The 12970-nt window shown below is 52.1% G+C and carries 9 protein-coding genes and 1 pseudogene; 2 read left to right on the forward strand and 8 right to left on the reverse strand.

Annotated elements, in window-relative coordinates; genetic code table 11:
- Nucleotides 1-2402: pseudogene (locus RT340_RS17275) on the forward strand (ATP-dependent helicase); the annotation flags it as partial.
- On the opposite strand, the gene RT340_RS17280 reads toward RT340_RS17275, so the two are convergent.
- The 6 genes from RT340_RS17280 to RT340_RS17305 all read right to left on the reverse strand — a co-directional run bounded on the left by RT340_RS17280 (nt 2399) and on the right by RT340_RS17305 (nt 10322).
- Nucleotides 2399-4498 carry an FUSC family protein gene (locus tag RT340_RS17280; protein ID WP_097117273.1) on the reverse strand — a complete coding sequence of 700 codons (2100 nt, stop codon included), beginning with the start codon at nt 4496-4498 and terminating at the stop codon, nt 2399-2401. The pseudogene RT340_RS17275 and the gene RT340_RS17280 overlap by 4 nt on opposite strands.
- Nucleotides 4499-4846: 348 nt before the next feature.
- Nucleotides 4847-5962: a lactonase family protein gene (locus RT340_RS17285; protein WP_211727912.1), complete on the reverse strand. Its 1116-nt coding sequence runs from the start codon at nt 5960-5962 to the stop codon at nt 4847-4849.
- 9 nt (nt 5963-5971) lie between these two features.
- Nucleotides 5972-7315, reverse strand: coding sequence for an enolase C-terminal domain-like protein (locus tag RT340_RS17290; protein ID WP_097117146.1), 1344 nt, complete (start codon nt 7313-7315; stop codon nt 5972-5974).
- The gene (locus tag RT340_RS17295; RefSeq protein ID WP_097117147.1) at nt 7293-8648 is read right to left on the reverse strand and encodes an MFS transporter; all 1356 of its coding nucleotides are present in this window, start codon (nt 8646-8648) and stop codon (nt 7293-7295) included. Before RT340_RS17295 ends, RT340_RS17290 begins: the two co-directional genes overlap by 23 nt.
- Before the next feature lie 197 nt (nt 8649-8845).
- Nucleotides 8846-10078, reverse strand: a complete 1233-nt coding sequence (locus tag RT340_RS17300) for a type II toxin-antitoxin system HipA family toxin (RefSeq protein WP_097117148.1) — start codon at nt 10076-10078, stop codon at nt 8846-8848.
- The gene (locus RT340_RS17305) at nt 10071-10322 is read right to left on the reverse strand and encodes a helix-turn-helix transcriptional regulator (protein WP_313377360.1); all 252 of its coding nucleotides are present in this window, start codon (nt 10320-10322) and stop codon (nt 10071-10073) included. The genes RT340_RS17300 and RT340_RS17305 overlap by 8 nt, the downstream gene beginning before the upstream one ends.
- A gap of 141 nt (nt 10323-10463) precedes the next feature.
- On the opposite strand from RT340_RS17305, the gene RT340_RS17310 reads away from it, so the two are divergent.
- Nucleotides 10464-11501, forward strand: coding sequence for an NADP-dependent oxidoreductase (locus RT340_RS17310; protein ID WP_058960557.1), 1038 nt, complete (start codon nt 10464-10466; stop codon nt 11499-11501).
- A 47-nt stretch (nt 11502-11548) separates the two neighbouring features.
- Here the strand turns inward: RT340_RS17310 and RT340_RS17315 are convergent, their stop codons facing one another.
- Together RT340_RS17315 and rluF are read right to left on the reverse strand one after the other, a co-directional pair.
- Nucleotides 11549-11698, reverse strand: coding sequence for a hypothetical protein (locus tag RT340_RS17315; protein ID WP_160832916.1), 150 nt, complete (start codon nt 11696-11698; stop codon nt 11549-11551).
- A 110-nt stretch (nt 11699-11808) separates the two neighbouring features.
- On the reverse strand, nt 11809-12690 hold the full coding sequence (rluF, locus tag RT340_RS17320) for a 23S rRNA pseudouridine(2604) synthase RluF (RefSeq protein ID WP_313377361.1): 882 nt from the start codon (nt 12688-12690) through the stop codon (nt 11809-11811).
- Nucleotides 12691-12970 lie beyond the last annotated feature (280 nt).

A 12970-nucleotide genomic window follows, 5' to 3' on the forward strand; every position in this document is an offset into this window, starting at 1 on the left:
GCTTCCCCGATAGTGACGGTCGGGTGCCGGGTGCCGAGCTCTTTTTATTCGAACCTGATGAACTACAACGTATCGTCATGGCATCAGTCGGGCATTCGGCGCTGTTCGCCGCACGTTTTCGCGAATGTGCTGCCCGCGCCCTGCTATTACCACGCCGCAATCCCGGCAAACGTTCTCCTCTCTGGCAACAACGTTTACGCGCGAGCCAGTTGCTGGAAGTGGCGCGTCAGTTTACAGACTTCCCGATCCTGATTGAGACGGCACGCGAATGTTTGCAGGATGTATACGACCTACCCGCGCTGCATCACCTGATGGCGCGATTACATCAGGGTGATGTGCGGTTGACAGAAGTCACCACCGAAACGCCCTCGCCGTTTGCCGCACCGCTGCTGTTTGGCTACGTCGCCGAGTTCATGTATGCCAGTGATGCACCGCAGGCTGAACGACGCGCTTCAATGCTGGCGCTCGACAGCAATCTGCTGAGTGATCTCCTGGGTCAGGCGGAGATGCGTGAGTTACTGGAACCCGCCGTGATTGCACGTGTTGAACAGGAGTTACAGCGCTGCGTGGCTGAGTATCAGGCGCGCACTATTGAGGCTCTGGTGGATATGCTGCGCGAACTGGGTCCGTTATCAACCGAAGAACTTGTTGCACGCTTCAATGGCGATGAGCCCCTTGAGCCCGGCTTACACGCGCTGCAACAGGCGCAGCGGATCGTCAGTGTGAAAATCGCGGGTATCGCACGCTGGGCAGTGGCTGAAGATGCGGTACGTCTGCACGATGCGCTGGGTTGCGTGTTGCCGACAGGCCTCCCGGCTGCACTGCTCGAACCGGTCGTCCGACCATTGCAGGATCTATTGGGGCGCTACGCCCGCACCCACGCCGTGTTTACCAGTTTGCAAGTGGCTCAACGCTTTGGCCTCGGTCGCGCCGTTGTGGATGAAGCTTTGGATGAGCTTCGCCAGCAAAATAAATTACTTAAAGGCGATTTTCTCGCTTCAGGATCTGATGAGTCCACGCAGTGGGCAGCAGAAAGCGTCTTTCGCCGCTTACGTGTGCGATCGTTACAGTCCGCGCGCGACGCCACTCAACCGGTTGCACCAGCCGCCTATGTGACGTTTCTGCTTGAGCGTCAGGGGCTGTTGAGTGATGCAAACGCGCGACAGCCACAAGGCGCTTTCTCCGGTCTGAATGGCGTAATGAGAGTCGTTGAACAACTGGCAGGCGTGGTGCTGCCGGTATCACTGTGGGAATCGCAAATCTTCCCTGCACGCATTCGGGATTATCAGCCAGCCATGCTGGATGAATTGCTCTCATCGGGAGAGGTCATTTGGGTTGGTCATCCCTCATCAAACATGCAGGACGGCTTGGTTTCCCTGCATTTAAGTGAATTCGCCAGCGAAACCTTGCCTGCACTGGATAACAAAGTGACATTGTCACCCATTGAGTCATCTTTACTGGCGTTGATGCAGGATGGCGCGGGTTGGTTCGTCAAACAACTGATCCCGCGCATAACCGAAATCCGGGACAACGGAGAAATAATCGATCCGACGGAGATTTATCAGGCTCTTTGGCAACTAGCCTGGCGCGGCGTCCTCACCATTGATACCTGGTCGGCGTTGCGTAATCTCAGCCAAATGACCATCACACCCAAACCACGCCCTGTTCGTGCACGTCACGGACGGCACAGTCGATCCAGTTTTAGCGCCAGTCGCCCGGTCGAATCACGACTCTTACTTCACGCTATGGCTGGTCGCTGGTCGTTGATTCCTCGCCAGCCGATTGCGGACACCGAACGCGCGCTGTCAATGGCAGAAAATATGCTGGATCGATTTGGTGTCATCACGCGTGGTGCCGCAATCGCCGAACAGATTCCCGGCGGCTTTCCGGCGTTGCAACCGGTGTTGCGCGGGATGGAAGATGCCGGGCGACTGTTGCGTGGGCGTTTTATTGCAGGCATGGGCGCGGCACAGTTTGCCGATAACCCTGCTATCGATCGTCTGCGTCAACTCGACGCTGGCAAGTCAGTGCGACATCCCCCTGTCGTATTATCCGCAGTTGACCCCGCGAACCCCTTCGGTTTAACACTACCATGGCCGCTCAGCCTCACAGGAGCCAAACCCACGCGCCGTGCGGGTGCTTTTACGGTCATCGCCAGTGGTCGTGTCCTGCTTTACCTTCCCCCTGGAGGTAAAGAGCTGATGACCTTTGATGCGCAGGATGGCGACGAAGATCTTCATGCCGCACTGGTTGCGCTGGGCCAGGCGTTAAGCCGCGAAAAGCATCTTAATTTCACGCTGGAACGGGTTAACGATCGACCCGTCGGACAATCCAACCTGCTCGCAGCGTTGAAAGAGGCGGGTTTCTCACGTGTCCCCAAAGGTTACAGTTGGTACGGTTAATAAGCGCGCTGACGATAATCCTGCAGTTGCACTCTTTCCAACTGGCGCGGCGTGGCAATGGGCCACGCTTGCTCAGGAAACAGGTAAAGACGAATGCTAAACAGATGAAACAGCGGTGTGAGTAACCCGTCATCCTGCTTTGCCAGCCGCTCCAGCAGCAGCAACAGCCAGTCGAGTTCGTCCAGCAAATCCTGGTGTGGTCGTGTTTGCAGCGATTTCAGACGCCGTTTCAGAAACAAGGCAAGCTCGTGAAACATCTGTCCACTGTCCAGCTGATGTTTTGCCAGCAGATCTTTGTGTCGCGCGTAGTAATCAAAGCTGTTCACGCCCAGCCACACCTCCGTTAACAACATCCCGGCGGTCGACATATCCGGCTGTGGATCGAGTCGTAAACGTGGTAACACCACGTTGACCTTATCCAGCATCAAACTGATGAAACGCTGTCTGCCCAGCAGCGATGAACCGGTACGTTCAAGTTCCTTGATAAAGCGTAATAGCTCACGTAACCCCTGACGAACCGCACGACGCGCCGTCCATGAAGGCCGTTTATTACGCATCAATACAGTCATAATGACGGCAAATAGCACGCCAGCCAACGAAGCAATCGCGTTGTTAATCAACAACACCAGATCGGGCTTAAGATGATGGCCTAAACCAATAAAGCCGGGAATCTGGATAGCCACGCTGATGCCAATCATATTGGTTGAGGGGCGTGCAATCATCAGGCCGAGTATCAGCAAGCCCGGCACCAGACAAATAATCAACGCTTCAAATGAGGTGGCCTGCGGTAACAGCAACGCCACATAAATCACGCTGATGAAGATGGCCACAATTACACCGCGCACAAACAATTTCATTGAGGTCAGTGGCGTATCCATACTGGCAAAGAGCGAGCTCAGGATGGCAGCCATTACGGGTGCTGAGGCACCGTCGTGCCAACCCGTGCCAATCCACAGTAAACAGGAACCAAAAATCGCGCAGAATGCGGTTAAGGCCGACAGCCTGATCAACCCTTTGTCATAGAAACGATGGGTACGTTTGCCGCGTGCGGGTGTGGTGTCACCCGAGAGATCGCTGACCAACCCGCCGACGCTTTGATAAGCGCCCGCAATGCGGACAAAGTCCGCCATGCGCTCCAGCAAACCGGTAAACAGCAGGCAGTGTTCAATCGGTAGCTCCCCGCTACGCCAGGCCTGGTTGATATCACTCTGACAACGGCTTAATTCCAGCTGGATACCGCTGGTTTCACCCACGGCTTCGCCATCGTTGAGCCAATGCAAAAACAGGCGGAATGCTACCGCGACGTTGTCCGGGAAGGTAATCTGCAATGCCGATAATCGCTGCAGGCGTAGTTCAATCGCAGTGAGCGTGGGGATTAAATAAGAGAGATGTTGATACTGCACGCTGACCAGACGAATCAAACGGCGCGCGGCATCACCCTCGTAAACACAGTGCGTGATCAAAATTTCCACTTGCTGCGGATTGGTCGCCATACGCGTCAGTATTTCATCGCGTTCGGGAGACTTATCCCCCGGAATACCGGACAGCAAATCGTGGCAAAGTTTGCGCGCATTCAAATACCACTGGCTGACACTCTGTTCCAGCAAACTACGCATCGAGACCGGAAACAATAGCGCATGTACCAGGCTGCTACACACAGTGCCAACAGCGATCTCTTCAATGCGGGATAACACGGTATTGGTGATAGACAGCGGCGTCATCACCTCAGGAAATCCCATGATGGCAGCGCTGTAACCTGCCAGCATGAATACATAGCTTTTTGGCGTGCGATCGTGCAGGGAAAGGTACAGGCACACACTCACCCACAGTGAGATAATGAAGCTAAAAAGTAAGGGGTGTTCAACAGTGACGGGAAAAACAAAGAAGATAAACACGCCGCCTAACAAGGTGCCGAGCATGCGAAACAGTGATTTCGAAATGGTGGACGCAGAGTAAAGCTGAGAGGCAATGAAAACCGTGGTAATGGCCCAGGCGGGTTTATCCAGGTTGAGTTCCAGTGAGAAGTACAATGCCAAAAAGGCAGCCAGACAGGTTTTTACAGCAAAAAAAACGGCGTTTTTTGAAAACCACTGCATGACAGTATTGAGACCAGACGGCACTAAGTGCGGCGTATCCTGCCAGAATATTCAATCTACTCACGGCGATAAATATGTCAGGTTGTTACAGCATCAAAATTGGTGATATTGGCAGGCAATCAATATCAGGGTAATTATTAAGGGTTACTAATGGACTAAATGCAAATTCAGCTTCTATTTACAGAATCTCTCTGATTTATAAGCCTATTGCTTCACAACCTGTCATCAGTCGTATAAATGTGTCCTGGATCACACTTTTCTAAACAACCTCAATGATTACAACGGCTCCATAAAAACATTTCGCGCAATCTGGCGCAGAGCATTGCGCCAGATCATCGCAAGGGGGACTCAGTCACTTAGCACCGTTACCCAGTTCGCATCTTTACCAGCAGGCGCTTCACCCACACGCTTTAACGAACCACTTTTGGCATCAATGGCGTAGCTGCCTGTCACTGCGCTTTTTTCACCGCTGGCGATCAGCCATTTGCCGTCCGGTGTTATGGCAATACTGCGCGGCTGCTTCTCTACTGGCCAACTACCTATCAGCGTCAGTTTGCCACTGTGTTGATCAACGCGGTATCCGCTCACTGTGCTGCTGGTGCGTTCGGTCACAAACAGGAAATGACCGTTTGGCGTCAGATGAATATCGGCTGACCAGTTGCGTGGCGTGGTATCGCTGTAACCTGCCGGTCGCTCACGTCCATGCTGCAACTTATACTCTGTGGCTACGGCGTTGGGGGTTTCGCTGACTTTGACCAGTTCGCCACTCGGCTCGCGACGGAACTGGGTGATGATGCCGCCCATCTCACCGACGTTATACAGAAAGCGTTGATCCGGTGATAACACCGAATGACGCGGGCCATTTTCGTCGGCGGTTTTGACATAACCGTTGCCCAGCGCGCTGAGTTCCCCCTCCTCGCTCAGCTTCAACTGCAATACGCGGTCAGTACCGAGATTGCCGACGTAGGCGGTTTTACCGGCATTATCAACAATCACCGAATGTGCCGCATGGCCAGTCTTGTAGCTGCCCACCGGCGGTGCTATCACCTTGCCATCTTTGGCTAGCCGATAGACATGCACCACATCGCCATCGTAGGAGGCGCCCAGCAGGAATCGCCCCTGTTTATCGGTGCTGATATAGGGATAACTGGCCATGGCAGGCACTGCAATCCTCTGATTAAGGTCGCCCGTCGCGCGATCGATGTGCCAGCTCACCAGTTGCAGTGGTTTACTGCGAATGGCCGCGTATAAATGCTGGTGGTCAGCACTCAACGCCAGCGGCATCACTTTTCCGCCTGCCTGAGTGCGCCCCATCAACTGCAATGCGCCGGTTTGTTCGTTCAGCGTGTAGCGGGCGATGGTGCCATCATCCGCTTCTGATACGTAGACAAAAGTTTTTGCCAGCAATGGTGCGCTGAGCGCCATCGCCGTAAGTAATGTGGCTATGTGAAAGGTTTTCTTCATTTAATGTCCTCAGCGAACCAGAGCCGGACGTTTTGCGTCAAAACGCCAGTTATCAATCAAAAACTGCATGCCCAATGCATCGTTGCGGTTCTTATCGGGCAGTGCGTTATAGAGCGCATGCGCCTGCTCGACGCGTTCCATATTCAGTTCAATGCCCAAACCTGGCCCCGGCGGCAGCTCCAGATAACCATCACGAATTTGCGGTGGCTGGTGGCTGAGTGGCTGGCCATCCTGCCATATCCAGTGCGTATCGAAGGCGGTCTGACGATTGCCAGGTGCTGCAGCACCAAGATGGGCCACCATCGCCAGTGAAACATCAAAGTGATTATTGGAGTGGCAACCGGTGGTAAGGCCCCATTCGTTACACAGTTGCGCGACGACGTTGGCGTTGCGCATTGTCCAGAAATGGGGATCGGCGAGCGGGATGTCGATGGCGTTGAGCTGCAGAGCGTGCTGCAGCTGCCGCCAGTCATTGGCGATCATATTAGTGGCCACCGGCACGCCAGTGGCGCGACGGAACTCGGCCAGGGTCTCGCGCCCGGAATATCCCTGCTCTGCGCCACAAGGATCTTCCAGGTATGGCACCTTACCTGCCAGCTGTTTACCAAAGCGAATCGCTTCATCCAGCGACCAACTGGCATTCGGATCCACGGTGACGCGAGATTGTGGAAACCGCGACAGCAAGGCTTCCACGGTTTCGACTTCCTGCTCGCCATGCAAGACGCCGCCTTTTAGCTTGAAGTCCCGAAAACCGTATTGTTCTACTGCGGCTTCTGCGAGCCGTACCACTGCTGCACTGTCCATTGCCGGTTGATGACGTAACCGGAACCAGCCATCCGCTTCGTCATCACCCGAACGGTAGTGCATGTTCGTGCGTTGACGATCGGCGATATAAAACAGATAGCCCAACACCGGAATACGCTCTCGTTGCTTACCGCTGGCGAGCAGATCCGCTACCGGTAAATCGAGGAATTTACCCTGCAAATCGAGCAACGCAGCCTCAATAGCCGCCGCCGCGTTGTAAAACTTCTCTGGATTCATCTGCGGAATATGAATGTCATTGGTGTGCGAGGTGTGTTGCTGCCGCGCGTCGCTGGCGAACAGTTGGCTCAACGTGGCGTTAGCACGCATCAGTGAGCTACCGATAATCAGCGGGCGAAAATGTTCCAGCAGTTGCAAAGTTGAAGCGTGGCACGGCGTTTCCCCCACGCCGCTGTTGCCTGCTGAATCGGTAAGGATCACCAGAATGCGCGTGAAACAGCAGTTATGCGCCCCGCCGATGTTCAGCAGCATGCTGTCGTATCCGGCAACCGGAACGATACGCATCGATTTAATGACTGGTGTGTCGGACATGGTTTCTCTCCGTGTGACCGAATGCAGGGGGAACAGGTTTGCGTCGCAGCAGCAGCCAGACACCGGTGATTACCGACACGCTGGTCAGCGCATACAGCCCGCCGGTGGTGCTGCCGGTATGAAGTTCAAGATAGCCAAACACGGTGGGTGCAAAGAACCCGCCGAGGTTGCCGATGGAGTTGATGAGAGCAATACCAGGCGCGGCGATTGAAGCAGGTAATTCGCTTTGCGGCATTGGCCAGAAGAATGCCGCGCTGACTTTCGAGCCAATGCAAGCGACGATCATCGCGACAAAGCCAAACCAGGGTGTGCCGGTGGTGGCCATAAAGGTGCCGCACGCGGCAATCAGCATCGCAAGCCCCAGCCCTTTATCCAGCTTATCGCGGTAGCGGTCGGTGGTTTTACCCAGCAGGAACAAGGCAACAATGGCACATAACCACGGAACGGCGGTCAGCAAACCTATTTCAAAGCTGTTGTAACCCTGAATACGCTGGATGATTTGCGGCAGCCAGAAGACCAGGGTGTAACCGGTCATGGTCATGGTGAAAAAAATCAGACAATAGAACAGTAAGCTGCGATCGCGCAATAAACCCCAGCGGCCGTGCTCTTTAGCATGTACGTCACGAGCGGCATCCTCTAACGCTAACTGTGCTTGCAACGCACGTTGCTCTGCTGGGTTAAGCCATTTGGCATCCTGCGGTTTAGAGACCAGCACTAGCGCGGCCAGCAAACCAATCACAATCGATCCGCCCCCTTCCAGGAACATCACCCATTTCCACCCGGCTAGCCCGTTCACCTCATGCAGCATCAGAATGGCGCCAGTTAAGGGGCCGGAAAACAGAAAGGCGCTGGCGGTGGCACTCAGCACCATCGCGGTGGCACGACCGCGCCATGCGTTCGGCACCCATTGGCGAAAGTAGAATAAGACGCCAGGGAAAAATCCCGCCTCTGCCACACCCAACAAGAAGCGCAGGACATAGAAATGCAGCGGCGTGCTCACAAAACCGGTTAACACCACCACGATGCCCCAGGTAATCATGATGCGCGTCAGCCATACGCGTGCCCCGAGTTTTTTCAGCATCATATTGCTGGGCACTTCGAACAGCGCGTAACCAATAAAGAACAATCCTGCGCCCAGACCAAAGGCTGCGGCACTGATCCCCGCATCCGTCTGTAATTCGGCTTTGACGAATCCAATGTTGGCTCGGTCAATCTGGTTAACAATCAGCATCAGCGCCAGCATCGGGATGATGCGACGGAAAAACTTAGCGATTGCGGAGGCGATATGCGCGTCGTGATCTGCTGCTAAATCATAAGATTGTTGAACCGTCATGCGTCACCTATTGGGTTAATTGCACCGCTATAGGTATACGCAGTCGATTAAAGAGCAGTTATGTGAGAATGCCCGAGACCGTTTGTGCAGATGTTGAAGGGGCTTTTATGTTCAATGCGTTAGCGGTTTTCCCAGCGTAAAGTTTTGTGTGGGTTTGTGCGCTGGCTCACTGGGAAGATAGATACCTCCCAGCGCTATTAGAGCAATGAGTCAGTTTTTCGTTTTTTAGGTCGTTTGACGTCAGTGGTTAAAAATACATTGTTAGTCGCCACGCTGCGAGTCAGAGACTGGGCGATTGATTCCTTAAGCGCAGGGAAATCATCGAAAATCGGGTTGTTATTTATTTGGTCACTTATGATATCTGCGAATTGCTCAATGATATCAGCAGGCTTGATGATTTTAAGCTCACGCGCAAACTTCAGCAGATTATCTCGATTGGGGAATAGTTTGCTTTTATTTAATTTAAGCGCCAACTCTTTATCAGTAGTTGGATAAATGTCTGTATTGACCACGTCATAGAGTGGGGATAACTTGGGTGATCCATTATTTTCACTTGCATACAGTAATGAAAAATTCTTCAAATGCGCGTCACCGTTGCCTACCATGCAGCTAAAAAGAACATAGCGCCAATACAACTCAACCTGGGACTGATCGCGCGTAAATAAACTCACAATTTTCCCACCGGTTTCATAAGAACCACTGTATTTATGGTCTGATGTTTTCCCTGATAGCACACAGAAGTCCTCCATTGCCAGACGTCTATTATGCTGAATATCAAAGCGTTCCATAATAAAAAGTTCTTTATTATCAGAAAGCCAAAAATCGGCAACTGGCAAGCCACAAAGCTTCGCCAGGGACATACAGATAAATTCATTTTCCGCTAATCGTGGGTACTCTTCATCACCCGTTTTCGCTATAAGATTTGGGTACAACACGGTACCACGATTCTCAGTGCTGATCATTACCTTAGGCTGCACACCCGAAATGGAGGTTTGTAGCAGGTATTTATTTAGCAAATATTGAAAAGCGCTTTCTTTATGATCCCAGCGAAGCAAATCATCCAGTTTTTCCGGTGAAGGCCGCGGAAAATCGATCTCACTTTTATACGATAATGCGCCTATTCCAGTGTCCTGCTGTAATGCGAGGAAAAGCATATCACTCACGTTCCCCACATAACGGCGTAAACGTTCAGCGATGTGGTAGCGAACATAGCCTTCAGGTATGTTCATCTCAAAAATATTAAATAATCGACTACCGTTATAACTGATCCGATTTTCCGCCAACATGGTAAGCGATACGGGGCGTGCCATTTCAGAGAAATAACTGAAATTGTAACTCCCCCGTTCATGCAACAATCTTCCGCTGTACTCACCCCCGCTAAACACGTCAATGTAACGCAGTGGCTTTGCCAATTGGTTGAAATCAGTCATCGTTAAACAATTCCTCCAGTTCATCCAGTTGCGGTATGCCCGCAGACTGCACGGAAAGTTTTAGTTCGAGCGTATTGAGATACAACGTCAATACTTTGAGTGACCCAGAATAAAGGCCGTTCTCAATCTGCGAGATCACGGTGCGGTGAACACCCGAATGCAAGGCTGCTTTGGCTTGCGTCCACCTTTTCGCTTTACGTTTTTCCTGGCACTTTCTGCCGATATCTTGCATGCCTGACAGCATACGCCTCCAAATGTTGTTATATAGCAACATATATGTAAAAAACACCTAATTGTTATTATATAGCAACATTTCAAAATTGCGACAAACTCTTAAATAGGTTTCTACTACACTTGCCTGATTCAAATGAGTAAAGAGGTTTACATGACGCAATCCCCTGACAGCAATCAAGCCTGGCTATTGGCATCGCGCCCCGATGGCGAACCGGTTAAAGAGAATTTCCGGCTTGTTGAACAACCTATTCCCTCCATCAAAACAGGTGAAATGCTGCTCCGCACGGTTTACCTCTCACTGGATCCTTATATGCGCGGGCGCATGGATGACAGTAAATCCTATGCGCCTCCGGCACAACTTGATCAGCCAATGGTCGGCGGTACAGTTTCACAGGTGGTTGAATCGCAGCATCCCGATTATAAAACCGGTGACTGGGTACTGGCAGGCAGCGGATGGCAACGTTATGCCGTCTCGGATGGCACTGGCGTAGCGAAAATCGGCGATCTGCCCCACCCATCCTGGGCGCTGGGCATTCTGGGGATGCCCGGCTTCACCGCTTACATGGGCCTGATGGACATTGGGCAGCCAAAAGCAGGCGAAACCCTGGTGGTCGCCGCCGCGACGGGCCCGGTGGGAGCCACCGTCGGGCAACTGGGTAAGCTCAAAGGCTGTCATGTGGTTGGCGTTGCCGGTGGTGAAGAGAAATGCCGCTACGCGATTGAAAAACTCGGGTTCTCAGCCTGTCTCGATCACCATCGCGAGGATTTTGCTGAACAGTTGGCGAACGCCTGCCCGGACGGGATCGATATCTATTTCGAGAACGTTGGTGGCAAAGTGTTTGATGCCGTGTTCCCGCTGTTGAACACCGCCGCTCGCGTACCGGTTTGTGGACTGGTCTCAACCTATAACAGTGGCAAAACCCTACCCGCTGGTCCTGACCGTACGCCACAAATCCTGAGTGGGATATTGAAGCGCCGAATCCGTATGCAGGGGTTTATTATTTTCCAGGATTACGGTGATCGATATCCGGAATTTCTGCAGGCGATGACGCCATTGGTTGAACAGCAGAAAATTCACTATCGTGAACACATGATCGATGGATTAGAAAATGCACCACAGGCGTTCTTCGATATGTTGAAGGGTAATAACTTTGGTAAAACCGTGGTCAAAGTGGCTGAAGAAGAGTGATAAGGGCCGGTTATTCTTAACATTAAATAACCGGCTAAATAGCAGCGTTATCTCTGTTTGGCCTGCGGCAGCAAGAGTTCCGTCAAAATTTTATTACGCTGTTTTTTGGTCAGCCAAAACATGCGTGGAACCCACGCCGGACGCGGCTGCGCGGCATAGAAATGCTGCATTTCATCTAACCAGGTTGCGTTGTTCATTGTTCCCTCCTTTGTTAAAAAAAGTATGAAGGGAAAAAACCGGAACAAATAGTGAGAGGATTATAAAATTTGTTCCGGGTTTAAACAGTCATGGCAAATCCAGGGAAAATTTAACGCCCTTTCTTTTTACGACCAGGTTGAGCAAAGCGCTGACGTCCTGCTGGTTTGGCCGCAGCTTTCTCTGGAATCTTTGCACCGTTCGATGCGACTTTTTTCGCCGCTGCTGCCGGTTTCTTTTTCGCCTGGCTTTGCTGCGTTTTTTTGTCTTCGGATGAAGAATCCTCGATCAAGTTAAACAACTCAATCAATTCGTCATCAGTAAAATCACGCCCTTCGCCCAGCGGGATGCCTTTCAGACTGACATTCATGATACGCGTACGTTCAAGCTTGGTGACTTCGAAGCCAAAATGCTTGGTCATTCGGCGAATCTGGCGGTTAAGACCCTGAACCAGGATGATACGAAACACAAAGGTCGACTCTTTCTTCACTTTGCATTTTTTGGTCACAGTACCCAGCATCGGCACACCCGCCGCCATCCCGGCAATAAACTCGTCGGTGATGGCCTTATCTACGGTCACCACGTACTCTTTCTCGTGGTTGTTACCGGCGCGCAGGATCTTATTGACCAGGTCACCGTGGTTGGTGAGGAAAATCAGACCCTGTGAGTCTTTATCCAGACGGCCGATCGGGAACACGCGTTTACTGTGGTTAACAAAATCACCGATGTTATCACGTTCACCCTCTTCCATAGTGGTAATAATGCCCACCGGCTTGTTGAGCGCAATCAGCACTAAATCTTCTTCGTTACGCGGCTCGATCAACTGTCCATTCACTTTCACTTCATCCCCGGCAAAGACCTGTGCGCCAACGGTCGCGCGCTTGCCGTTAATAAAAACGTTACCTTGCTCTATGTAACGATCGGCATCACGTCGTGAGCAGATTCCGCTCTCGCTAATGTATTTGTTCAGGCGCGTGGATGAGTTGGGCAGCATGGTTCCTCCGAAAAAAACGGACTATACAACAACCTTAGACATTGTGTAAGACACGGTTAAACATCATTGTTCCAGCTTGTAACCTCATCACCGTTTGGTAACAGCACACTAACATTGTGGTTGTTCCTCAGGAATCGATCATCGACAATCGCCATCCATCGCGTTTTCTTATGACAGAGTATGACCTTCTTGACACACCACCGTCGCGCCAGCTGGATAACATCGCTGCGGACTCTCCTTGCCCGTCTTTCGCCGCATCCGTTACCGGTCGCCAAAAAAC

The organism is Pantoea sp. CTOTU50773 (genome assembly GCF_032082325.1).
Taxonomy (GTDB): Bacteria; Pseudomonadota; Gammaproteobacteria; order Enterobacterales; family Enterobacteriaceae; genus Pantoea; species Pantoea communis.